The sequence below is a fragment of the Paenibacillus sp. N119s genome (assembly GCF_059447605.1).
Genome location: NZ_JCAJRU010000039.1, coordinates 1 through 25,532, shown reverse-complemented (window position 1 = coordinate 25,532; position 25,532 = coordinate 1). Strand labels below are relative to the sequence as shown.

General features: G+C 42.5%; 12 protein-coding genes and 2 pseudogenes. 11 read left to right on the top strand and 3 right to left on the bottom strand.

Annotation, left to right across the window (positions count from 1 at the left end):
* From AC5V8P_RS07210 to metK, 9 genes and pseudogenes are all read left to right on the top strand, one after another.
* Positions 1-420, top strand: a pseudogene (locus tag AC5V8P_RS07210) (undecaprenyl/decaprenyl-phosphate alpha-N-acetylglucosaminyl 1-phosphate transferase); the annotation flags it as partial.
* A 190-nt stretch (positions 421-610) separates the two neighbouring features.
* On the top strand, positions 611-4,627 hold the full coding sequence (locus AC5V8P_RS07205) for an S-layer homology domain-containing protein (protein WP_064797793.1): 4,017 nt from the start codon (positions 611-613) through the stop codon (positions 4,625-4,627).
* A gap of 352 nt (positions 4,628-4,979) precedes the next feature.
* Complete coding sequence (locus AC5V8P_RS07200) at positions 4,980-8,117, top strand: efflux RND transporter permease subunit (protein ID WP_064797794.1); 3,138 nt, start codon at positions 4,980-4,982, stop codon at positions 8,115-8,117.
* A 19-nt stretch (positions 8,118-8,136) separates the two neighbouring features.
* Positions 8,137-9,483 carry an efflux RND transporter periplasmic adaptor subunit gene (locus AC5V8P_RS07195; RefSeq protein ID WP_064797795.1) on the top strand — a complete coding sequence of 449 codons (1,347 nt, stop codon included), beginning with the start codon at positions 8,137-8,139 and terminating at the stop codon, positions 9,481-9,483.
* 544 nt (positions 9,484-10,027) lie between these two features.
* Positions 10,028-12,394, top strand: a complete 2,367-nt coding sequence (locus AC5V8P_RS07190) for a copper amine oxidase N-terminal domain-containing protein (protein ID WP_064797796.1) — start codon at positions 10,028-10,030, stop codon at positions 12,392-12,394.
* 99 nt (positions 12,395-12,493) lie between these two features.
* Entirely contained in the window at positions 12,494-14,023 is a 1,530-nt protein-coding gene (locus AC5V8P_RS07185; protein ID WP_064797797.1) for a stalk domain-containing protein, read from the top strand.
* 47 nt (positions 14,024-14,070) lie between these two features.
* A complete protein-coding gene (locus AC5V8P_RS07180) occupies positions 14,071-14,646 on the top strand; it encodes a hypothetical protein (protein ID WP_064797798.1) in 576 nt (191 codons plus the stop codon).
* Positions 14,647-14,783: 137 nt separating this feature from the next.
* The gene (locus AC5V8P_RS07175) at positions 14,784-15,074 is read left to right on the top strand and encodes an alpha/beta-type small acid-soluble spore protein (RefSeq protein ID WP_063212248.1); all 291 of its coding nucleotides are present in this window, start codon (positions 14,784-14,786) and stop codon (positions 15,072-15,074) included.
* Positions 15,075-15,405: 331 nt separating this feature from the next.
* Positions 15,406-16,608: a methionine adenosyltransferase gene (metK, locus tag AC5V8P_RS07170; RefSeq protein WP_064797799.1), complete on the top strand. Its 1,203-nt coding sequence runs from the start codon at positions 15,406-15,408 to the stop codon at positions 16,606-16,608.
* A gap of 116 nt (positions 16,609-16,724) precedes the next feature.
* On the opposite strand, the gene AC5V8P_RS07165 is transcribed toward metK, so the two are convergent.
* Genes AC5V8P_RS07165 through AC5V8P_RS07155 form a run of 3 tightly spaced genes read right to left on the bottom strand, consistent with a single transcriptional unit; the run spans position 16,725 to position 22,204 of the window.
* Positions 16,725-17,627: a TetR/AcrR family transcriptional regulator gene (locus AC5V8P_RS07165; RefSeq protein ID WP_064797800.1), complete on the bottom strand. Its 903-nt coding sequence runs from the start codon at positions 17,625-17,627 to the stop codon at positions 16,725-16,727.
* 54 nt (positions 17,628-17,681) lie between these two features.
* On the bottom strand, positions 17,682-20,798 hold the full coding sequence (locus tag AC5V8P_RS07160; protein ID WP_064797801.1) for an efflux RND transporter permease subunit: 3,117 nt from the start codon (positions 20,796-20,798) through the stop codon (positions 17,682-17,684).
* Positions 20,795-22,204 carry an efflux RND transporter periplasmic adaptor subunit gene (locus AC5V8P_RS07155; RefSeq protein ID WP_064797802.1) on the bottom strand — a complete coding sequence of 470 codons (1,410 nt, stop codon included), beginning with the start codon at positions 22,202-22,204 and terminating at the stop codon, positions 20,795-20,797. Before AC5V8P_RS07155 ends, AC5V8P_RS07160 begins: the two co-directional genes overlap by 4 nt.
* A 263-nt stretch (positions 22,205-22,467) precedes the next feature.
* Between AC5V8P_RS07155 and AC5V8P_RS07150 the strand changes: the two genes are divergently transcribed.
* Entirely contained in the window at positions 22,468-25,185 is a 2,718-nt protein-coding gene (locus tag AC5V8P_RS07150) for a stalk domain-containing protein (protein WP_064797827.1), read from the top strand.
* 47 nt (positions 25,186-25,232) lie between these two features.
* Positions 25,233-25,532, top strand: a pseudogene (locus AC5V8P_RS07145) (histidine kinase); the annotation flags it as partial.

Here is a 25,532-nt window from a genome sequence, read left to right as displayed (position 1 = left end):
ATGCTTGGTTTCAAGCAAATTGCTATCGTATCATTTATTACGCCATTGATTATTATCGGTGTGCCTTTGTCAGATACATTCTTTGCAATTATTCGTCGCAAGTTGCAGAAAAAACCGATATTCTCACCGGATAAAGGTCATTTGCATCACTGCTTGCGCGAACTAGGTTTCAGTCACAGACAGACGGTATTGATTATCTACGGTATTGCTGTATTTTTCGGTATTTTGGCCGTGATTCAGTCATCGGCTGCACTTAATGAAGCAAACTGGGTTACTTTTGTCGTGATATGTATCATGATGTTCTTCCTACAGATCGGTGCAGAGGTTATTGGTCTTGTTGGAAAAACCAAACGTCCTGTGATTAACACACTAATTCGGTTGTTGGCTAAGCCAGATTCCCAGACGCGATCGAAATTATAATTTTAATTCAAATGTAAGCCTTCAAGCTTGGCGGTATACCGCGGGTTTGAAGGCTTTTTTGTTGTTTGCTGTAAAAAAACTCCCTCCTTTTTTGAGAATTTACTAATTTTTTGTATGTTGGCTACCGATAAAAATAGTAACGAATGATTACGTACCCCAAGGTGCGACAGAATCAAAGGAGGACAATGATTTGAAACGATTGCTATCCATGTTGCTGACGGTTGGTCTCATCATTGGCTTGGTGCCGGCGGCCCTGGTAGGTACGGCTCATGCTGCGACAGGAACTTATTTCATTTTTCCAAATGAAAAATATGATGCGGATTCGGCCAGAATGGTAAACACAGACCGTGTTACAGTTAACGGTACGATCAACGGAGTGAATGGGAGTACTATATCGTATAGTGTATTCCAACTCTCTAAAAATGGAACAAACCTTACGGTAGTTAATAAAAATGAGAGTCAAAAGGGCGGAATTACAGTAAATGGCTCTACGATTCAAATTTCAGACATTAAACTGTTTCCTGGTTTGAACCGAATTACATTCCAAAGCAGTCAAAATTCGGCCGAAATGAAGGATTCCATTTACATTGAGTATCAGGATGGACCTAAGCTGTATGATCTGTCTGCTACGCTGAATGGCCAAACCCAGCAGTTAGTAGAAAATCAGACAGCGGTGCTGACAGACGCGCGAAATAGCGGCTCGGATGACGTGAAAGTAGTGATTCAAGGGACGGCTCCTAATGCTGACAGTGTAACGCTCACTTCTACAAAAAGTAGTAATACGTATAATGTTTCCTCTTATACCGGCTATAAATTAACAGGTAGTGTTGTGCTCACTCCGGGTAAAAATATAGTGACGATTAAAGTGAATAACGGAACTCAGGCTCTTACAGTTACACGTGAAATCACGATTTATACGGGTAAACCTGAATTTTCTGATTTGACTTTAAATAAGGACGGCAATGTGTCTGCTGATCTGACGACTTCGCCTGACTTTACCGTATCGTCTACCAGCGGTGTAGTTTTGAAAGGTAATGTTCTGGTTCCTTCCGGAGCAACTGATCCAGTAGTGAGCAAAATTAATGCTAGATTTACGGATGTAAGCAATAACGGTAGCGCCATTGGGGATACCAATGGAATTGATGCTACGATTGATACAGCCAATGTTGTTACATCTAATGGTTACAAAGTATATCCGTTCCAGGTAACTGTACCTGATGGCATCGTAACAGACCACTTGATTCGTGCATCCCTGAGTGTAGGGTTTACAGATGGATCGAGTTCGAATGCATCTGCGGTGCAATTTACATTGCGAAGCAGCACTCAGCCTTATATTGATGACGTGAACTTTCTCCCTGATTTTAATAATCAGCTGTTGAATCGAATCAATGGTAGCGGGTCTGATCAAGCAGCTGCCATTGATGAAGCTATGAAATTAACTGGTAGTTCTATGAAGAACAAGACTACAGATGCTCCATCTGTACCTGTAGGTATGGAATTTATCATTGTTAATGGTACGCCTAGTTCCATTAACGAGCTTTCTGGTGTATCCGTTCATACCGTGGGTTCACCCCAAGATGTGATTCGGACAATCAATGGTAAGGCAACACAAGTGAAGAAAATTGTTGCTTACGTTGATACTTTGCCTAAAGAAGGACAAAACGTCCTGAATTTCTACCTGAATGGTGACTCAAGCAAACTGATCAAGGCGACTGTAAACTTATTGCAGGGACCATTCATGAAATACGATACGATTTATGATGGTCAACAAATTCCGTTGAATACATCGAGTGCAAACCTAAATACGTATAAACTGAATCAATTGGGTTATTTTAAAGGTAAATTGCTGGATGTGAGTAATGCAGCTGATATTCACTACACTGGTAGTAACCGAAATGTATTCTTGTATGTAAACAATGTATTAGTTGACCTTGATGGCTCAGGAGCAAACTTTAAGCTGGCTGCTTCCTCCTATGATGCGGCTGCCAACGCACTGGCAAACGGGAATAATGAAATCAAGTTTGTGTTTAAGCCAGGTATTGAATATAGCAATACGGTAAAAGTAAACTTTACACAAACGAATATTCCAGTAATTCCAGTTCCAAACACACAGGGTATTATTCCTTTTACACCTGTTAGCGGCTTGAGCAATACGCCGAAATATAGCGAAATTGCACCGAAAGCAAAAGATGCAAATTTCACTAAAGTAGATGACACCAACTACAAAACATCTCTGAAAAATATCAATATCTTTGGTACTTTCAGTATTGCTGATTTGGGTAAAGCAGATCAGGTGAGTGGTTCGTTAAGTGACATTGCCAATAAAGATCAATACATTTTAGAGATTAAGGGATCAGACGACAGTGAAGTAAACTGGACGCTGAATAACGAGTTCTTCTCAGCAGAAGATGCCAAAACGGCATACAACTCCGGTGCTACTACGGATAAGTTTACAAGCAAAGATTTGAAAGACCTGCTCGTATACTATCATCCGGACAAAAAGTACTTCAGTTTTGTATTGAAAAACCAGACTATTTCGCAAGATGGAACGCCAGTAGCTTACAACATTACCTTGTACAACAGTGGCAAGAGCGGACCATTTGCTACTTTCCGACTGCAAGTATCCGGTCAATCCACATCTTTTGATATCTTGCGTCCGCTTCCTGAAAAACGGATCGTGAATCAAAACTTTGTGCAAGTTATTGTAAACGCAGGTAATGCAGATAGTGTTACAGTAGGTAAGGAAACAGCGGTTCAAGAAGGTTTTGACTCTGATTATGATGGCACTGTTGATTACCCATCAGCTTATAAAGCCATCGTTACAGGTCTAAAAGCTAACAAAGATAATAAAATTGATGTAGTGGTTACAGTAGGCAAGGAAAAACTAAAACAAACCATTACTGTTAAATATGTGCCTACTAATATTCCTGGCGAGCAGTACATGGAAGCGATGAAAACATCGCACAAAGTGTTTGATGGTAATCTTACACTTGCTTTCGCGAAGGGAACGAGCCTGATTCGTCGTGATTACGATCAACCGCAGCAATTCAAAAACCAGGTTTTCTCTGGCCATACTTTGTACTTTGCGATTGCAAATAGCGAAGATGGCGTGGTAGACCGTCATGAATTTGAAACTGAAAAAGCGTTGTCCGACATGCAGAGCTTGATTGCAGATGGAAGTAGATACTTCAACAGAGATTTCCCAAGTCGCTTTACCAAGTCCAGTCCAGTATTCTGGATTGACCCAGGTACAGCGGATGATATCAAAACAGATGCTTACGATCCGGTAACGTATGGTGCCGATCCATATCAATTGGCAAACAAATCGCAAAATGACAGTAGCAAGATTAAAAACTTCTACTGGCGTGACCCATCCAACGAGCTAGTACCTTCCAAACGTGCTACATTGACGTTGACGTATGATAGCAGTATTGCTCAGGATGCAGGGAAACAAATGACAGTGTTCTTTTTTGATCCTGATTTGAAGGATTGGCAGAACATTGGTGGTGTGGTGGATCCGAAGAAACATACCATTAAAGTGCCGTTTGATCGTTTCGGTTATTATGTAGTTGCTAAGGTTGGAGAAACATATAGTGATGTCATTAAGCACAAGTACGCCAGAGATTACATCGAAGCGATCTTGGCTAAAGGTGTTATGAACCCAATGGATCCAATCAATAGCTTTGGACCTGACAGCTACATTAAAAGAGGCGAATTCACGTCGATGATTGTCAAAGGTCTGCAAATTCCGCTTAATTTCAGCGGAGCGAAGCATTTCGACGACGTGTCTATTCCAAATACGATATCCGCAGACGCGCTCTACGATTATCGTTATATTGAAACAGCTGCACGTGCTGGGATTGTCAAAGGTTCCCAACCAAGAATCTTTATGCCGGAAGATGTAATCACACGTCAAGATGCAGCGGTCATTATCGCCAAGGCATTGAATTTGAAGCTGGAAACAGATCATGACAAGATCATGAAAAATCTATCCAAGACCTTTAAAGATGCGGACAAGATTGACTACTATGCACAAGCATCTGTATTGGCTATTGCTAAGAAAGGCTTTATCACAGGCTCTCCTGTAGATGCAAGTGATCCGAAAAAAGGATATATGTTTAACCCTACATCCTTGACCTTGCGCGGAGATGCAGCAATTATTGTAGCTAAAGTTATGGCAGATAAAAAACTGCTTCCTAAAATTTAATCCTTCAACAACCTGATATTATTAAACATCCCTCCATGAGAAATGGAAATTCCCTTTCATATACATGAGAGGGATGTTTTTTGTAAATCAGCTATTTGACTGGAATTAAGGGCCTATGCCATAATATCAAAGAGATGAAAACTTTGGATAAGCACTATGGCTTTTTTCGTTTTAGATTTGCCTTTAATGACTGTTATTAATTGCTTTTTTTTAAGATTTTATCTCAAAATGTGTTTATTATTTTTCTATATGTTTTTTTTGCGCATTTATCTGAAACTTTACGCCTATTTCATCGTAGTAGAGGATGTGTGTGCTTAAATATTACATAGAGAAGTGAGTGGGGAGTGATGAGATGTCTCAGTTTTCAATACGCCGTCCTGTAACAGTATTTATGTTAATTATTGCTTTATTAATCGGGGGCGGTATCTTTGCGCTAAGGCTTCCTGTAGAGCAAATGCCGGATATGAAGCTGCCATACGCTGCAGTGGTGACCAGCATTCCAAATGCAACACCTACAGAAGTTGAGGAATTGGTTACTAAACCTATTGAAAAGAGTTTGGCTTCTATCGAGAATGTGGATACGATCATGTCCGAGTCTTCGGAAGGAACATCCATGGTCATGATTCAATTTAACTGGGGAGTAGATATAAACCAGGCAACCCTCGATATGCGAGATAAGATCGATGGGGTTAGAGGCTCTCTTCCTAAGGCGGCAAATTCGCCGCGCGTACTTAAATTGGATCTTAACGCAACACCAGTTATAACCCTCGCTTTTACAGGTGATCAGGATATAAACAAGCTGAAGCCTATTGCTAAGGATATTATCGAGCCGCGGCTTGAAAGAATTGCAGGAGTAGCTGCAGCTAATATGTCAGGTGGCCAAGAGCGACTCGTAAAGATCACAGTAGATCAGGCTAAGCTCCAAAGCTTTGGTATTACGCTGGACCAAATCAGCCAAGCGCTATCGGCTAACAATGTTGCTGGTTCTGCGGGTTCTGTATATCGTGGCAGTACACAAATCCAGCTTCGGGTTCAAGGTGAATATCAAGCTGTTTCAGAAATGGGTGAAACGCCAATCCCTGTAGGCAAGGGAAGCGTGAAATTGAAGGATATCGCGACAGTTGAGGACTCCGTCGAGGATGTAACAACTATTTCTACCTTCAATGGGAAGCCAAGTATTAATATTTCTGTTACTAAGGCTACAGGTGGAAATACTCTTTCAATCGCAAATTCTGTGAAGGAAAGCTTAGATTCAATACGGAAAGAGTTACCTTCTGGAACTCAGTTGGAGATGGTTACAGATGCTTCCAAACCTATTAGAGACTCAGTGCACTCGCTGATAGAGCATGCTATATTGGGACTTATTATTGCTGCCATCGTATTGCTATTATTTTTGAACAGTATACGTTCTACTATTATTGCTGCGATTGTTATTCCAATTTCCTTCGTAGCAACGTTTATGATGATGTATTTTACCGGACAAACCATAAATGTTATTTCATTGAGCGGTTTGCTTCTGGGTTTAGGATCCTTTGTCGACTTTGCTGTTGTTATTATTGAAAACATTTTTAGGCAGCGACATGAAGGAAAAAGCATGCTACAAGGGGCTATTGATGGTTCCAAGCAAGTAGGCAATGCGGTTATGGCATCTGCACTTGCACAGATTGTGGTATTTTTACCCGTTGTTTTTGTTGACGGTATTGCAGGAGTTCTATTTAAACCGTTGGCATTAACTGTTATTTTCTCTCACATCGCTGCTTTGCTGGTATCCCTTCTAATTGTGCCAATGCTTAGCTCACGTTGGTTACCTACCATACCAGATGAATCCATTTACTCTTCAGGTACTTATAAAGGTATTAACCCTATTGTGTGGTTTAATATCGGGTTCGAGAAATTTAAGGGTGGATATCGACGTGTACTGAAGTGGGGAATTAATCATCGAAAATCTGTTTTAATCATTACCGTATTAATATTTGTGGCAGCTGGGACTCTGATCCCTATGGTTAAGGCTGAATTTATCCCTGAATCTGATACTGGTGAATTTTCGATTAATGTGAAACTTCCGAATGGAACAGTCTTGGAAGAAACGGAAAAGGTAGTTCAAGGTATAGAGAAAGAAATTTTGAAAGTTTCTGATCTAGATAAAATGACAGTCACGGTTGGTTCTGGTGGCAACTCAGGCTTTTCAGGTGCAGCCCCAGCCAACTCGGCAGATATAAGTGTAACGCTGAAGGATGGGCATCAGCCAACAGACGCTGTGGTTGAAGGCCTTCGTAAGAAATTTGCTAGTATTCCAGATGCAGAGATTACACTGACATCTGCAACAGGTCTTTCGAGTGGAAAGGCTGTTAACATTAATTTAAAAGGTGACGATATGGATGTCCTGCGTGAACTCTCGGACAATCTCGTTGCGGATGTGAAAAAAATACCGGGTACCGTTAATGTCAAAAGTAGCTTGAGTGCTGTTCGTGAAGAATATGAGATTACCGTTAATCGGGAGCTTGCTAGTCGATATGGCTTGTCGGCAACCCAAATCTTATCTGCAGTTAATACTTCATTTAATGGATCAGCCGCTACAAGCTATCGTACGGGTGATGATCAGATTGATGTGAAGATATCGTTGCCAGAGCAAAGCCGCCATGATCTATCATCTCTGCAAGCCTTGCGTATTACCACCTCGCAGGGGATTGATGTTCCTTTATCATCAGTAACAAGTATTGATAAACGGAGTGTGCCCGATACTGTTACTCGTGAAAACCAAACTCGTCAAGTACAGATTACAGCTGATATTGACGGAACAGGGGATATTCTTACCATTAATCAGAAAATAGATGCTCTTCTGAAGAGTACTCACTTCCCAGAAGGCTATAGTGCAGATACGGGTGGCGGACAAAATGAACAAATGGTGGAATCTTTTATGAACTTAGGGATAGCTATTTTGCTATCAGTCGTGCTGATCTATATGGTTATGGCAGGACAGTTCGAATCGTTGCTTACACCATTTGTTATTATGTTTTCTGTTCCACCAACTGTAATTGGTGTACTTATCGGTTTAGCTGTAACGGGAGCGAGCCTCAGTGTTTCAGCATTTACCGGTTACATTATGCTCGTCGGTTTGGTCGTCAATAATGCGATTGTTATGATTGACTTTATAATTCAGCTTCGAAAAGAAGGCGAAGATCGGGATGAAGCCATTGTTCATGGAGCGTCAGAGCGGTTACGTCCGATTTTAATGACGACACTGGCTACTGTACTAGCGCTGCTTCCAATGGCATTTGCTACAGGCAGTGGTAACGAAACACAAGCACCAATGGCAGTAGTTGTTGTATTCGGGTTATCCTTTGCTGCAGTTATTACATTGATTCTTATTCCTGTAGTCTACGTTATCCTAGATAATATGATACAAAAACGTAAAGATCGGAAATTGAAAAGACAAGCAAAGAGACAACTAAAAAAAGAAGCGAAACTACAAAAAAGTGTTCATATATAAGGTGAGGTGGAGAAACATAATGAATAAAAAAAGTGCTCTGATTGCTACAACTTTGCTTTTATCAGTTGCATTAGCGGGTTGTGGCGGGGGAGAGGCTCCTGCTGCACCAACTGCGGCGCAGCAAGCCATTCCGGTTCAAGTGGCCAAAGCGGCGAAAGGTAGTATTAACGACTCAACAGGCATTATTGGGAGCTTTGCTCCGAAAGAGACGGCCCAAGTATCTCCGAAAATTAGCGGAAAAATTCAAAGTATCAATCTTACAGTGGGGCAAAAAGTAAACAAAGGCGACACATTGTTTACTATAGACCAAAAGGATATTCAGGACTCGATTAAGCAATCTCAGGAATCGTACCAGGTTGCCTTGGCCAACTTAAAACAGGCTGAGTCAGGCGCAGCACAATCTGTGCAGCAGGCGGAGTCCAGTGTGGATCAAGCCAAAAGTGCGCTTGTACAGCAAGACAATTCCATTACTCAATCTCAGACCAGTTTGGTTGATGCTCAGAATTCCGTGCGTGATGCTCAAAATACGCTTAATCGCAACCAACAGTTGTTTAGTGCGGGCGCTCTATCTCAATCTGAGTTAGAACAGTCCCAAATAGCGTATCGAAAGGCTCAAACTGCGGTGGAGAATGCACAGATTGCACTGCACAATGCACAAACATCCAAGGAAAGTGCGCAAACCACCTATAACAATGCCCAGAAATCATTGCGTCTTGCACAACAAAAAACGGGCATAGACGTAGCGCGTGCGTCTGTAAATCAAGCTAAAGCGAGTTTAGACACAGCACGTAGCCAACTGGTGGATGCTGTAGTCAAAGCTCCGATTTCCGGCACGATATCGGTAGTCACAGGAGTCCAAGGACAAATGGTTAGTGCGCAATCTGCAGTTGTTTCAATTGCAAATACCAATCCTATCATAGCTAAAGTCAACGTTTCTGAATCAGAGCTTCTGAAGCTGCAGGTAGGTTCGTCTGTAACTGTAGGTGTGGATTCATTGAATAAGCGCATAGAAGCTAGAGTAACTGCCGTCAATCCCGTAATGGATAATGACCTCAAGGCATATCCTGTCGAGATTTCGGTTCCTAATGGTTCTGGGGAATTGAAGTCAGGCATGGTTGTAACTGTATATATGAAGTCAGAAGCTCCTAAAAATATTTTGGTATCCCAGGATGCCATTACAGAGCAGGCAGGGAAGAAGTATGCCTATGTAGTGGAGGGAACTGTCGCGAAGCGCGTAGAAGTGCAGACAGGTCAGGAAAGTGCCAAACAGGTTGAGGTAACCAAGGGGCTTACTGAGGGACAAAATGTCGTCGTTAAAGGCGTAAGTTTGCTTTCAGATGGTGCAAAGATTAATGTAGTAAAATAATTTGTTTCGTTTCGTTATATTTACATTAAACTGATGTTCTCCGTCATTTCTACTATTTAAAGTGTATTAGAGTATTAGATTTCTAAGAAATCTATAGTCTTTATGTACTTTATGTATTCTATCGATAATTCGTAACGAATATACTCCATTAGAGACCTAATTAAATGTAAAGAAATAACCCTTGTACATTTAAGGTGGAGAAGGTAAAAGTTGTAGGATGACGGAGGAACAGGTTGAGGAGTATAATTATGACTGTGGAAAGCGGAATACATAATCAAAAAAAATAAAATTTTTTTTGAAACAGACGCAACTTTTTGAACCCATGCTACGTCTAATTGGGTGAGTATGAAACAAAGGGGTACAAAAGCGTAAAGACAAAATTCGCTAAAAAAAATCTTTACTGCATTGTTATCACATTGTATAATACTGGAGTACGTCATAAATGGACGCTTTCTTTCAACTAGATTCCAAGCTTCTGTGATATTGTCACAGATATCATTTTATAAGGGTTCTCATAAAGCTCGGAAAGGAGGTGTAACGACTGATGAGTGACAAGATCCGACAAAAAGACAAAAATAATATTTCTGTTTATATTCAAGGAGGAGAAAAAAAGGTTATGACAAAGTTTAACAAAAAAATGATCAACGTGCTGGCAACAGCAACATTGGTTGCTGGTGTAGCAGCTCCAATCGCAGCATTGACTGCACCAACTGCTATCCATGCAGCTTCTAGCTTTACAAACCTGAATAATCCTAGTATTGGTTCCAGTGCACAATCTAATGTTGAATTGGGTAGAGCAAAAGTTAGCATTAGCCAAGCTTCCATCAGACCTGGTGCATCGTTTACAGTAACATTGCCAAAAGGCTTTGAATTTGCTGGCGCTGGAAACGGTGTTAGTCGCGTAAAGACTGCTACTGATGCTACTTATGGTTTGGGTGTATATCTTGATGCGAAAGATAATGATGATGCTGAAAACCGTGAATCCACTGGTTATAATGATGCAAATGCAGTTGTAGTTACTAAGTTGACTAACAAATCTGCAAAAGTTGAATTGAATTTCAGTAACTCTGCTGATGCTGCTGATCTTTACCTGAACTTTGGTAAAATCAATGTTACTGGACCTAGCAATGGACCAATCAAAGTTGCTATTGATGCTGCTTCCGCAAGCGGTTTGACTAGTGGTGAAGTAGTGATTGGTAACGTGGTTTCTTCCGGCCAAATTTCTTTGTCTGCTGCTGACACTGTTTCCAGTGAAGAAAACTTCACTGCAACTTTGAAAGTAAAAGAAGAAACAGCTGGTTCTTTGGGGAATAACAACATTAAGTTGAAATTGCCTAGCGGTTTTAAATGGGATTCTGCTCCTAAATCCGCAGCTACTATTCTGTTCGGTACTGATATCAAACCGGAAAATGTAAAATATTCTACTGATGGCGATACTTTGACTTTGTCTTTGGACAAAGTAAGTAGTGAGCAAACTTCTTTCCAATTGCCTGTAGGATTCTATGTTGATGATGAAAACAGCGCTAAAGAAGGCGATGTTACTGTTAGTATCTCTGGTAACGCAACAACTGACGTTAGCTCCCTCGTAGTTGGTAGCTATGGTCAAATCGGTGGTGGCGTTTCTGTTGCTACTCCAACAACAATTCTTGCTGGTCATGATGAGCAAAAAATTGGTGATGTAACAATTAAAGAAACTGTTGCTGGTTCTTTCGTAAAAGGACGTACTGTAACTTTGCGTCTGCCTGAAGGTGCTCGTTGGCAGTCAACTTTTGAAAGCAACAACCCAGGAAGTAACTTCTCTGGTTCTATGGAGAACACTAACGGTTTGGGTGGAGCAGAAGTTTCCTACACTGACTCTGACAAACGTACTTTGAAATTGACTTTCAATAGTGCTAACAGTACAACTGACGCTGGTACTTTGAAACTGAAAAACGTTGAAGTTGCAACGCAACCAGGTTTCTCTGGCGATCTGAACGTTGATGTTGCTGGTAGCCAAGGTCTGAGCGGTACTGTTAAGGTTGCAACTGTGAAACAAGCAGTTACTCTGGCGGCTGCTTCCAAACCAACCCTGACAATCGGTCTGGGCGATCAACAAGTTGGCGATATCACAATCACTGAAGCTGCTAAAGAAGCTTTCGTTAAGAAAGACGGTAGCCGTGAAGTAATCTTGGAATTGCCAACAGGCGTACGTTTTGCTTCTACTCCAGAAGTAAAAGTTACAGCTGGTGACGTTAAAGTGAAGAGCGTATCTACTGATACTTACGGCGAAAGCAACAAAGGCCGTCTGAGCTTCTACATCGACAGTGAATCTGCTACTCCAAGTACAATCACAATCTCTGCTCCTAAGCTGACTGTTGACCGTACTGTAGCTCAAGGTGACATCGTTGCTAAGCTGAAAGGTAGCGCAGTTTCTTACACTGCATACAAAGGCGCAACTGACAACACTCAAAACTGGAAAGACAACAACACTACAGCTGCTGAGGTAGCAATCGCAACTGTTGGAACTCCAGCTCCAGGTGCTACTAAAACTAAAGCTGTCTTCACACTGGGAAGCACTTCCTACACTGTGAACGGCGAAACTAAAACAGCTGATGTAGCTGCTTATGCTCAAAACGGACGTACTTACTTGCCAGTACGTTATGCAGCTGAAGCTTTGGGTGTATCCCCACAAAACATCCTGTTTGACAAAGCAACTTCCACAGTTACTCTGATCAAGGGTGATACTGTTGCTCAAATCAAACTGAACACTAACCTGTTGACTGTTAACGGTACTGTGATTCGCATGGACGTTAAAGCTGTAACTAACAAAAACCGTACTGTACTGCCAATTTCTTGGGTTGGTAAAGCGCTGAATGCATCCATCAACTATGATGCAACTGCTAAAACAGTAACTGTTGAAAACAACAACTAATTTTAGAGCAACTCTTTTGAGTTAACTGAATTAGATGAGAAGAGGGTTCCTTTTGGAGCCCTTTTCTTTTATTAGTCTTATTGACAAAGGAGAGAAATTATGAAACGTTTTGCAGTGGTCGTATTATCCACATTGGTTCTCACTTCTACGTTTGCCAATCTTGCAGGAGCTCAGTCAGGGGATATAAAGGTTATTATTAACGGTGTAACTCAGCAATATACACAGCCTCCGGTAGTTAGTCAAAATACAACCTTGGTACCTCTTCGGGGCGTTTTTGAAAGCTTAGGAGCGCAAGTGGAGTGGGACAGTAAGGCTAAAAAAGTAACAGCATCTAAAAACGACGATACATTAACTTTAAATAATGGCTCTAAACTTGCTTATAAAAACAGTAAGCCAGTACAGCTTGACGCAGCAACTCAAATTCAAAAGGGTCAGGTACTTGTTCCTTTACGTTTTGTAAGCCAATCATTAGGCGCCAAAGTAATTTGGGATCAGAATTCACGAACAGTGACAATTTCGAATCAAGCAAATGGTGGCACTAATGAAACGAATAGCTTGTCTAGTAAGCCTCTCGCAGCTCCTGTGACTAAAGTTACTTATGATACCTACTATAATGACTCCTTGACCTATGATGATGCAGTCAAACTGGCTATTGCTGATAGTACTTCAGTGAAAACAGCAGAAACGACCATTGATCAAACTGGTAAAATTATGAAAGAAGCGGGCAAGGATATTAACTTTATTCCAGCAGAGGCAGGTAATGAAGCACAAGACAAGGCTTTTAAAGGTTATGCCCAAACGAATCTTAATTATGAGGCAGCCAAAAAAAACCTGGAAATGACCAAAGAAGGTATTGAATATAATGTAAAAGATCTATATAACAAACTTCTTCAAAAGCAAAATGCTGTTAAGTTAGCAGCATTGAATATTGAGGATGCTGAACGTAAGCTTAAAGTTGCACAAATCAAGAGAGATAATCAAATGTCGAGTGATTATGAGGTTACCCAAGCGTCGAATCAGTTAACGCAAAATCAAGCTGCTTTGGAAAAAGCTAAAAAAGAACTGGATAGTGCTTATGTATCGTTGAACCAAGTGATTGGCTACAAACCAGAGCAACGTTACGAATTGAAGGATAAGCCTGTTTATTCTGAGTTTAAAGATAATGTGGAGACAAAAGTAAGCCAAGTACTTACTAGCAGTACTGCTATTTGGTTGAGTGAGCAAAAAGTGGATTTGGCTGAATTGAGTCTGAAATTGTATAACTTTAATACTCCAGGAAATGTCCCTTATGAAGCTGAACAACTTAATGTTGAAAAAGCTCAGTATGCTACAGAAGGCACAAAGAGACAGTTGGAAGAAGCTGTGAGAACGATTTATAACAACATTAAAGCATTGGAAAGCCAATACTCACAGATCCAAGCTGGTTTAGTAAGTGCAAGAAGTGCGGCTGATATGGCTAAGAAGCAATTTGATGTTGGGTTGGCTACAGAGCTTCAGGTTTACGAAGCTAATCTAAAAGTGACTACTGCTGAGCAACAGGCTGAAGATATAGTTACAAGCATTGATACATTGAAGATGGCATATGGAAAACCTTGGGTTTTACAGGGTGCTGCTTCTGGAGCGCAGTAATTTTAGCCTAACCTAATACTTGTCATAACCTGCAGTAGGAGGATTTTATGAAATCACGCTATAAAGTATCGTTAGCTGCTGTTTTAATTGGAGGAGGAATTGTGGCTGGCTCCTTAATGAACAATTCAGTTAATGGAGCCTCCAGTTCTGGACAACCTGGAACAGCTGACGATCCAGTCGTAACCAAAAGCTATGTTGACCAAAAAATTGCTCAAGCCGTCAAAGGTGGGGTATCGTCAAGCAGCACGAGTAGTAAAACAGCTAGTTCGACTGCTCCAGCAACAAACACTACTTCTTCTACGTCTTCAGGAACCTCGAATGCAGCTAAAAGCTCAACGGTGGAGCAGACAGAGGCTTTGAAGGTTGTTGATATTAAGCCTGGTCAGAAACTGATCGCCAAAGCAGGAGCAGAATTTATTTTACGTAATGGAAATGCTGTTGTGTACAGCATGGATGCCAGCGGTGCTATTGATATTACTTCTGGAACGGAAATTGTTCATAACCAGGCTGTCGAAAAAAATCATTTATTATCGTTTCCTAGAGAAGGAAGAGGTATTCAAGTAAAAGAAGGGCAGAAGTTTGGCCTGGTCGTTATGGTACGAGGCGGCTATACTGTTCAATAACTGGTGCCTATCTCTTTTTAAGGTACTCTTTTTCTTAAATACTGTTTGCGATAACAAATTGTTCTTGGCTAAGTTGACTTTAAACACTGCACACTAACCTCATGAAAAATCATTTCATGGAGTGGAGGGTTTATACGATGGCGTCAAGAGGTCAAAGACGATTAATTCCTGAAAGCCGTGCCAGGTTGGATGATTTGAAGTATGAAATTGCTGCCGAGTTTGGGTTGCCTGTTTATAATCCTCAATATGCACATATACATCCGAATGCTGACAGTGAATTTGCAGCAGAATTGGGAGAGTTTACAGGAGGTCAAAATGTTGCATGGCGCGATTTAACTTCAAGACAAAATGGCTCTGTTGGCGGAGAAATTACTAAACGATTGGTTCAATCCGCTGAACGAAGCTTATCTGAATTTGGTACATTATAAACTGTAATTATTGATACAATTCCAAAAATGAATAATAGGTATAAAATGGTGTTATTTACATGTGAATCGAAGATGGTTTGCATGTAAACTCCGTTTATTATCGAATGTTGTTATTTGGATGACATGAATTGACACCTTGTTTTAAATAGGATATCATGGCATTTGAGGCTTGTACGCAACCTTTTCCTACCGGAAAAGGTTCATTTTTTGTTAATCAGGTGTAAAAGATATCTTCTGTCATTTGTTGCGATGAAGGTAACTGAATAATGCCATACCATGTTAGGATTTTTTTTTAATCCTCATGTATTTTAATTATGGGAGGTTGAAATTCATGTCTGTAAAAGGTCGCCATTTGTTCACGTCCGAGTCTGTAACAGAAGGCCATCCGGATAAAATTTGTGATCAGATATCCGATGCTGTATTGGACGCCTTTTTGGCTAATGACCCTAATGCTCGGGTAGCGTGCGAAGTTTCGGTTGCTACCGGTCTTGTTCTTGTCATTGGTGAAATCAGCTCCAAGTCGGAATATGTGGATATTCCATCCATTGTTCGTAATACGATTAAGGAAATTGGGTATACACGTGCAAAATATGGTTTTGACTATAATACTTGCGCTGTACTGACTTCTTTGAATGAACAGTCGCCAGACATTGCTCAAGGGGTTAACGCTGCCCTAGAAAGCCGTGATCCTGCTGAAGTAGATAAGGAAACAGAAAACATCGGTGCTGGGGATCAAGGTTTAATGTTCGGTTTTGCTACGAATGAAACACCTGAGCTGATGCCTCTGCCTATCGCTATGTCTCACCGTATCGCACGACGTTTGTCTGAAGTGCGCAAGGATGGAACACTGAATTACCTTCGTCCAGATGGTAAAACTCAGGTAACGGTAGAGTATGAGAATGGAAAACCTGTCCGTATTGATGCCATTGTGGTTTCGACGCAGCATGCAGAAGATACTACTTTGGAGCAAATTCAGGCAGATATCAAAGAAAAGGTCATTTTGCCAGTTGTTCCTGCTGAATTACTGGATGATCAAACCAAATACTACATTAATCCGACAGGACGGTTTGTAATTGGTGGTCCTCAAGGGGATGCAGGTCTGACAGGTCGCAAAATCATTGTGGACACGTACGGTGGTTATGCTCGTCATGGCGGGGGTGCATTCTCGGGTAAAGATCCAACTAAAGTGGATCGTTCTGCTGCTTACGCTGCTCGTTATGTAGCGAAAAACCTTGTGGCAGCTGGATTGGCAAACAAGGTGGAAATTCAGCTTGCTTATGCCATCGGGGTAGCTACACCTGTTTCGATTAACGTCGATACATATGGCACAGGAAAAGTAAGTGATGAAAAACTCGTTGAGCTGATCCGAAATAACTTTGATCTACGCCCAGCAGGCATCATTCGCATGTTGGATCTACGTCGCCCAATTTATAAGCAAACCGCTGCTTACGGTCACTTTGGACGGACTGATCTGGATGTACCATGGGAGAGTGTAGATAAAGCTGAAATTCTGAGAGAGCAAGCGGGCTTATAATCGTATGTCATCAGAATAACACATTAATCAAAAAAAGACTGTTTATGCTATGCATGAACAGTCTTTTTTTGATATGCTCCACTTGAACTTACCACGATGTACTTAATGCCGCTCGACTATTCGGATACTGGTGCAAGACCCAATAAATTTTTGAGCAAACGACATACCTTTTGAACTTCCTTATGTTGCTCCAAATACGCAAAAAGAGCTTTTAAGAGGCCTTTTTGAGGGTTCGCTTTCAGTGCTTCTTCCTTTAATAGGACGTAGATTTGCTGACATTCCTGCTTCTCCTCTGAGTTCCACGAAGACAGCAGTATACTGTCTTCTAGAGAATGAAGAAGGCTGTTTATCTGGCGACCTTGGTCAAAAGGACTACTTAGTATACTTTCGGGTAACCAGCCTTGCTTGCTCCAGAACAAATGGGGAGCAGGATCGGAACCGTTCAGGCTGGCTGCCAGGGAGCTGGATAAGAAGATGATAAACTGTGTTAGACGTTCAATTGTTTCATCATTCATCCGATCGGCAAAAAAGCGAATATACTCAAACACAATACTTTTAAGCACAAAGGTTATATCCCATGCATGATCTTCGATAGCTGTTCCAAAAATATCAATTAGGCAGTCACGTACCCATTTGTACAATTTGTATTCATGCTGCTCGAACGCGCCGTTGATCTGTTCATTCTGAAAAATAAGCATGGACGGTTCAGGAAGATCCATCATGAGATACACTTTGTTTTCAACAAGATTTTTCAGGTAGAGAACAATAAAATCGTGCAGTTTATCATGTTTAGACAGGTCAGGTTTACTGTAGAGTGCCCGGATGTCTTGTTCAATATTATTTTCCAGAATGATACACATTTCCAAAGGCAATTCTTCTTTCCCTTGAAAGTATTTATAGAAGGATGCCTTTGCCATCCCACTTTCTTTGGCGATCTCCTCAACAGACGTCGAATAATAGCCTTTTCTGGAGAACAGCCGAATGGCCGCCTGTAAAATATCATTTTTTTTACTTTCCATACATACTCCCTCCAGGAACCCACTCGACAGCATGCGAAATCACTACTTCATACGTTACAAAGGTTGGTCATGAGTAATAACTGTGCGCTGCTGTTTTTTGAGTTGCCGGTGCATCTTGTACTTAGCCACGATCATATACAAAGATGGCACCACAAACAAAGTTAACAAGGTCGAAAATAACAAACCGAAAATGACGGTGAACGCCAATGGCTTAAAGAGCAGACTTCCCAATAGTGCTAACGGAATCATACCTACAATGGCAGCCAGAGACGTCAATAAAATCGGTCTGAAGCGAGCCGTGGCTGCTTGTATAACAGCTTCCTTTAAATCCATTCCTTCATGTCTTGCATCCTCGATAAATTCAATTAAGACAATCCCATTCCGGACCACAATACCCGCGAGTGCGATAATTCCCATGATGCTCATAAAACCAATGGGCATACCAGTCAGAAAAATGCCAATAATCCCGCCAGCTGCTGCTAGATATACGGTCGTCATAATAATAATAGGAATGGAGAGTGAATAAAACTGCATTGTGATCAAGAGTAAAATGAGTAGGACTACCACGATTGCCAGCTTCCCTAAATCCCCAAATATGGTGGACTGATCGGATGTTTCCCCGCCTACCTCCCACTTATAGCCTTCAGGGAACTTCATCTGTGCCAGTTTGTTTTCCACATCTACCATGGCTTCACTTGCTGTTCGTCCGTTCAAGTCGGCCTCGACTGTAATCGTCCGCTCCATATTGTAATGCTTGATTTGCTGAATAGCAAATGACGGTTTAATCTGTACAAGTTGGTTTAATGGAATTTGCTTTCCAGCTGCATTCACTACACTTAATTGTTGGAAAAGCTTACTTGGCTCCTCGTTACTGTGATTCAAATACATTTTGATATCTACCAGACTGCTTCCCGTATCAAATTGGCTAACTTGAGCTCCTTCTTTTAATAGAAGAAGAGTACGAGTCAAATCGGTGTAGCTTACGAGATACTGATCCATTGCTTGCTTGTTGACCTCAAGCTCGAGGGCATATCGTTCAATTCCTACGTCATCTACGATGCCTGTTGTGCCCTCTACTGTTGCGATCTGCTCTTTTGCTTTTTGGGCAAGGGTTTGCAGTTCATTCAGATCCTGACCGGAGATACGAATAGAAACAGGCTTACCTACCGGAATCCCGAGACGGGGCACATACATGGTAACCGTAACGCCAGGGTAGGATTTTTTAACATGTTGTTCCCAAGCATCAACTGTCGAATTGAGATCGAATACGTTCTCTTTTCCGACAACAGCTATCTGACCTACGGTTTCGTTATAAGTAATATTTCCACCCGCACTATTAATATCACTAAACAGTTGGGGAGCAGGCCCTCCAGCGCTGTAAACGACCTTGGAAGTTTCAGGTTGCTTCTTAATCCAGCCTGCAAGATCCTTAACGACCTGGTCGGTTTCCGCAATCGAAGTGCCTTCAGGCATTTTTACATTTAAAGCAACATGAGGATCTTCCGATTCAGGGAAAAGCTCAACCGATGTAAAAGGAACTAATCCATAAGCGGCTGTTCCAAGCATAAGTCCAACCATAGCCGTCAGCAAGGGACGCTGAATGACTTTAGGCATCAGTTGTTGTGAATAAAGCTTGTTTAAAGAATGAATCTGCTGACCGAGCAAGCCTACTGGTTTAGACTTCCCCTGAGGGTGACGAGTCTGTCTGCGTTTCTCATACCATTCTCGAAAAATAGGGATGATCGTGAGAGACATGATCATAGAAGCTAACATGGCCAGAGAAACAATAGCGGGAATGGGTTTAATAAAGGCACCTACATTTCCGGGAAGGAACAACAATGGAGCAAAGGCAGAGATCGTGGCCAATGTTGCAACCAAAATAGACAGCATGACCTCTTTGGTACCTTTTATAGCTGCAACAGAGGGCGGTTCCCCTAATTCCGTAAGTCTGCGCTCAATATTATCGTTTACCACTACAGCGTCATCGACGAGTATGCCGAGTACAATGATCAGACCGACAACGGAAATTTGATTTAGAGTAATGCCGAACATAGGCAAAAAGATAATGGCAATCGAAACCGAAATAGGGATTGCCAGCGCGACAAAAGCTGAGGTGAGTAAATTCAGGCCCAACATACAAACAAGAATAACAGCCGCAATGGCCAGAATCGTTTCACGCTTTAAGTCGTCAAAAATATGGCTTACCTGATCCTTTTGTGCAAAAAGAGTTTGTAAGTGAACACCCGCAGGGAGTGTTTTCTCCAGCTCTTTGAGCTTGCTATTGACCTTTTCGCTCATAGAAGGGATGTCTGTGCCTGTTTCCGCTCCAATACTCAGTGTAATGGCCAGCTTACCCTCTACGTAAGCGAAATATTCTGCTTCAGGATGTGCCAGCTCAGTTGTACCGATATCTCTTAAATAAACAGGGTTACCTTCTTTGGTACGTGTTAAAATGACCTGATTTAATTCATCAGCTTTTTCGGTCTCACGTACAACGAGTTGATAGGTTCGTCCGTTGTATTCAATATTACCAGTAGGAACCCGATCCATCTGAGACTGGATCGCTTGAGCCACTTGTCCCCACGATAATTGATATTGCTGAAGCTTTTGGTTGTCAATATGAACACGTACTTCCTGATCGGGAAGAGCATTGAATTTGACACTGGATACGCCGGAAATTGTATTAAGTTGATCTTTCCAGGTGGTGGTCAAATCATTTAGTTTATACAGGGGTGCAGTTGAATCGGCAGTCAGGGCATAAGAGCCGATAAATGAGCTGGTCAGCTTGTCATTTACAACAGGCACTTCAGCGCCTTGAGGAAGATCAGCTTGTGCATCTTGCACTTTTTTACGCATATTATCCCAAACCGTTTGAGGATCGATTCCATTTTTGGATTCGATTAAAATAGATGAGAATCCGTTCCCAGAGGTCGAATTAATCGTTTTAACCCCTTCAACTTCCTTGATGCGTTTCTCCAGCTCTTTAGTTACGGTTTGTTCTACTTTTTGTGGCGAAGCACCGGGGTAGACGGTTGTGACCGTAGCGTTCTGTATAGTCACGTCGGGCATTTCCTGCTGTGGTAACTGGAAAAAACCGAAAGCCCCGATTGTAATCAGCATGACAAAAAACAGTAATGTAATTTTTCGTTTTTTTACAATGTACTCAATCATGGGCGTCCGCCTTCCTCCGACTGAATTGCATTTCCATCAAACAGGTTCTCCGCCCCCTTAACGACAATGCGTTCCCCTTCACGGAGTCCAGATACAATTTGCAATTGGTTTTCTACAACCTGATTGCCAAGCTGTACAGGGGTTTTAACCGCTTTTCCATGAACATCTTTGAAAATAAAGGGCTTGCTTCCCGTGTTGATGACCGCTTCCGCAGGAACAAGAATGCCATTCTTGTCTGTCACCTGATGCGCAGCTTTAATGACCTGGCCAGGTAACCAGTCTCGCTTTGGATTGGCAATGACAATCTCTACGTTAACCCTACCTGTATCAGTGCTAGTTGAAGGATAGACGTTGGACACCGTACCTTGACGAGTTTCTTCGTAGAGCGCTACCTGTACCTGTTGTCCCTTTTTCCAATCCTTAATTTCACTGTCTGGTACGGGAAGCAGTACTTTGAGACGGTCAATGGAGCCTACGCGATAAACCGCTTGGCCTGACGCGACCAAATCGCCTGTATTCACGATTTTGTCTAAGATTACGCCGTTCACGGGAGAAGTTAAACGGGTGCGTGACAGTGCCAGCTCTGCCTGGTCCTTGGCGACAAGGGCTTTTTCGTAATTGGCACGCGCTTGTTTTTGGGAAGCTTCAGCCTGTTCGCTGGCTGCAAGAGCTTTGGTTTTACCTGCAATCGCATCCTGAAAGGAAGCTTGGACAGATTGATGCTCTTCGGCTGTGGCCCCTTCCAGCAAAAGAGATAAGGAAGCTTTCGCTTGCTCCAGATTTTGAAGAGCAGTGGTAGCATTCAAGCGGGCGTTCTCGTTATCCGATGCGGTAGCTGCCCCGGCCTCAAACAGCTTTTGTGTCCGCTCGCTATCCGCCTTGGCCTTGTTATAGGCGCTTTGTGCCTTATCGACAGTGACTTTCGCTTGCTGTTTTTCCTGAGCGCGCGCACCCTTGTTGACCTTGCTGACATTTGCACGAGCATTCGCAATACCAGCATCGGCAGATTGAATTGCAGAGTTAGCTGCCTGTAGGTTAGCCTGTGCGTTATCTATACCGGCTAGAGCCTCTTGGATCGAGGCTGTTGCCTGTGCAACTTGTAGCTTATAGTCAGCATCATCTAGACGGGCAATGATTGTACCTTTTTGGACAAGAGTGCCGGTTGTAATCTCTGCGCTAGCGACGGTACCTCCGTTTTGGAAGGCTAGTGTACGTTCCTCATAAGCCTGAAGGGTACCTGACAAGTCATAGGCAGTATGGAGCGGTGAATTTTTCACAATTGTGGTGCGCACAACGGTTGGCTGTGCCGATGAACCTAAAGCGGCATCTTTTTTTTCGGTTGAACATCCGGCAATGGCGAGGCTCAATGATAAAGTGAGCACGATGATGGCCCGTTGTTTTTTCATGAATATCAATCCTTCCGATAGGGTCATATAATCAAGTTTGAACCATTTGGTTTAAATTGAACTCATAAGTTCATGTGTATTATAGTGCGCCCATATTGCATTCGTCAATTCACTGTTTTGGATTTTATGAATTAGTTGGCGGTATTTCGGAACTTTTGCCTTTATAATAAGTCTATTAACATAAGAGGATTTTTTTGTTTATTGGTAGAGTCACGTGCGGATTAATCCGTTTGAATACAAAGAAGATGGGAGCTATTGTCCAAATGTTTTTAAGTAATAGAAAACAGAGCAAAGTGAAAGTAGATGGCAAAGGAATTGCTAAAAGATGGGCTGTTTTAACGCTAGCAGGAGTATTATGGGTCGGTCCGGTTGCTGGAACTGGGGTTCTAATTCCGTTAAATAATTGGATATCTGCTCCAATCGCGAGTGCTGCCTCCGGTTCAACGGTAAAATTGGATGAGGAGATCATTACTTCGGGCGCAACATTATTGAAATATCGTTTTAAAGGGTCTAAAGGAACAGCGCTGGCTGATATCATTCGAGTAGACTTGCAAAATCCGTACGTAAAACTGGATGTCATGACAGGGAAGAACGGACAGTTTACGACCCGTCAGAGCACAGGCGGTATGGCAAAAGAGACCGGTGCGGTTGCTGGCGTGAACGGGGATTATTTTAATACCTCTAGTGAGGGAGCACCGATTGGTGGACAGGTATCTAAGGGCGTGTTGATGTCTACACCCTCTGATTTAACAGGGATGTATGCCTTTGCTGTAACAAAGGATGGCTCGCCAATGGTTGAACAATTTACTTTTGAAGGTACAGTAAAAGCTGGAGATGGGTCTTCCTTCTCTTTGGCAGGGATGAACAAGGCTTCGTACTCGCCTGAGACGAGTGGGAGCAGCTATAGCCACTCCAACGCTATGTATATTTATACATCTGCTTGGAAAGCAATAGAGCGGCCAAAAAACAGTTCGACAACGCCTACCGAAATATTGGTACAAAATGGCGTAGTTACGCAAGTCTCCGAGAATGCTACATTGAATATGACTGTTCCGCGGGATGGCTACATTCTACGTACGCATGGTAAAGCAGCTGATTATGCCAAAGCGCATCTAACTGTGGGACAGACCGTAGAAACGAACTATCACCTTCGTGTCAAATCGACAGGGAGTGAAGTAGATCCTGCCAACCTTCAGATGATGATCGGTGGACATACCATATTAGTAAATGACGGACAGAAGACTTCGTTTTCCCGAAGTACGACAAGTATAGGCGGGACGCGTGCGCGTACGGCTTTGGGATATTCCCGGGACAAACGATATGCATACGTCATTGCCGTTGAGAAGAATGAGAACAGCGTTGGTGTATCCCTGAGCGAGCTGCAAACACTGATGAAAGATATTGGTGTTTGGAAGGGAATGAACCTCGATGGGGGCGGCTCTACCACCATGGTAACTCGCAATTTAGGAGATACGACAGCGGGACTTACCTTCAATACAGAATATGGTACAGAGCAACGCAGCATCGTCAATGGAGTGGGCGTATATACCACTGCTCCTAAAGGAACGCTCAAAGGCTTTACCATCAAGGGCAATAAAACGCTGCTGATTGGTCAGACCGGAAGCTACTCCTTTAAAGGCTACGACAACTACTACAATCCATTTGATACCTCGAAAGTGCAAGTGACGTGGAAGTCCAGCAATCCGGCTGTTGTGTCTGTGAGCGGCGGTGTTGTGAAGGGGGCCAAACCGGGAACTGCTACTCTAACAGCATCCAGTGGCTCAGCCAGTGCGACAACCAAGGTCACCGTGCTTGGAGCGGATGAAATATCATCGCTTACTGCAGGAAGTGGAACAGGCTCGCTTACTGCAGGGGCTAAAGTCCCAGTACCAATAACAGCTAAAACGAAAGATGGACAGAGTGTCAGCATTACGTCAGATGCACTCAAATGGGAATTCATCGGCTTTAAGGGAAGTGTGAAGGACAATCAGCTTACGGTAAATACAGTGGATGCGGGTGTGAAAACGGGCTATGCCATTGGTCGCTACGATGGTTTCAGTGCGGTTGTTATCCTGTCCGCTGGCGGGGCAAGTACAAATAACTGGGAAAACTTCGAAAATGTATCGTATCCGGTTGATTTCACTTCAAATGTGGAAGGTGTTACCGGCACAGCGGCTGTTGTACAAGGAGATGGAGACCATGCTAATTCCAAAGTGCTGGAGCTAAGCTACGACATGACGAACGGCAGTGGTAAAATGTATGCTTACGCTCAATTAAATGGCACATCCGGGAAGACACTGGAACAGGCAGCTACATCCATCTCGCTCGATGTCAAAGGAGATAAGAGCTTGAACTGGTTGCGTGCGGAGTTAGAGGATGCCCAGGGCAAAACCGCATATATTGATCTCGCTAAAGTGATCGACTGGAACGGCTGGAAAACGATTAACGCAGATATGAGTGGTTTGAATATTTCATATCCAGCGAAGCTAAAACGTCTCTATGTGGTCAATGTAGCTGAGGGTCAGGATGAGCGTGCTAAGACAGGTAAGGTTGCTTTTGATAATATTTCTTTTAATACACCGGGAACGGTCGGTACAGAAGGACTCAAAAAGGGAACAGCTCAGATGACGATCGGCCAAAAATCAATGACAGTCAATGGAACACCAGCAACGATTGACGCAGCTCCGATGACTCGCAATGGTTCGACGTATGTTCCGATCAAGTATGTACTGGACGCATTTGGTGGGCAAGCCAAATGGAATGCGGGCGATCAGCGGATTACCATTATGCGTGGTGGTGTGCTGATGGATTTGACTGTAGGAAAGAAAGAAGTAATTCTGAACGGAAAGCGTCAAAGCACTGATGTTGCACCTATTGTACTAGGAGGTAGGACTTTAGTCCCGTTAAGACTTGTGTCTGAGCAGTTAGGGATGACTGTAAAATGGGAACAGGAAACGAAGACCATCACCCTCCAGTCATGATATGGTATGATATATACTTGAAATGCTAGGATTGGAGTAGAACATTTGTGGACTTTCAAGCCGATATCATAGACCGAGTCATTAAAAATGCCATCCAGGTGATGGAGAACAGCAAATATCAGATGTTCGAAATATTGGACACGGCCCGGACCGAGCTGGTTACGTTAAATCAAGAGCTCCAGAGCGTATTGAAGGAAACGGCGGAAACGATCGAAAAGGTGGACCAGCTGGAGATGAACTATCGGCGGTCCCGAATTCGGTTGACTGAGGTCAGTCGTGATTTCGTCCGTTACTCGGAAGAGGATATCAAGCAGGCTTATGAGAAGGCGACACAGCTTCAGCTCGAT

Bases quoted from the DNA above. Each gene is read 5' to 3' on its own strand.
- AC5V8P_RS07185 (WP_064797797.1), top strand. From the start codon at position 12,494: ATGAAACGTTTTGCAGTGGTCGTATTATCCACATTGGTTCTCACTTCT.
- AC5V8P_RS07190 (WP_064797796.1), top strand. From the start codon at position 10,028: ATGAGTGACAAGATCCGACAAAAAGACAAAAATAATATTTCTGTTTAT.
- AC5V8P_RS07180 (WP_064797798.1), top strand. From the start codon at position 14,071: ATGAAATCACGCTATAAAGTATCGTTAGCTGCTGTTTTAATTGGAGGA.
- AC5V8P_RS07160 (WP_064797801.1), bottom strand. From the start codon at position 20,798: ATGATTGAGTACATTGTAAAAAAACGAAAAATTACATTACTGTTTTTT.
- AC5V8P_RS07200 (WP_064797794.1), top strand. From the start codon at position 4,980: ATGTCTCAGTTTTCAATACGCCGTCCTGTAACAGTATTTATGTTAATT.
- AC5V8P_RS07175 (WP_063212248.1), top strand. From the start codon at position 14,784: ATGGCGTCAAGAGGTCAAAGACGATTAATTCCTGAAAGCCGTGCCAGG.
- metK (WP_064797799.1), top strand. From the start codon at position 15,406: ATGTCTGTAAAAGGTCGCCATTTGTTCACGTCCGAGTCTGTAACAGAA.
- AC5V8P_RS07165 (WP_064797800.1), bottom strand. From the start codon at position 17,627: ATGGAAAGTAAAAAAAATGATATTTTACAGGCGGCCATTCGGCTGTTC.
- AC5V8P_RS07150 (WP_064797827.1), top strand. From the start codon at position 22,468: ATGTTTTTAAGTAATAGAAAACAGAGCAAAGTGAAAGTAGATGGCAAA.
- AC5V8P_RS07195 (WP_064797795.1), top strand. From the start codon at position 8,137: ATGAATAAAAAAAGTGCTCTGATTGCTACAACTTTGCTTTTATCAGTT.
- AC5V8P_RS07155 (WP_064797802.1), bottom strand. From the start codon at position 22,204: ATGAAAAAACAACGGGCCATCATCGTGCTCACTTTATCATTGAGCCTC.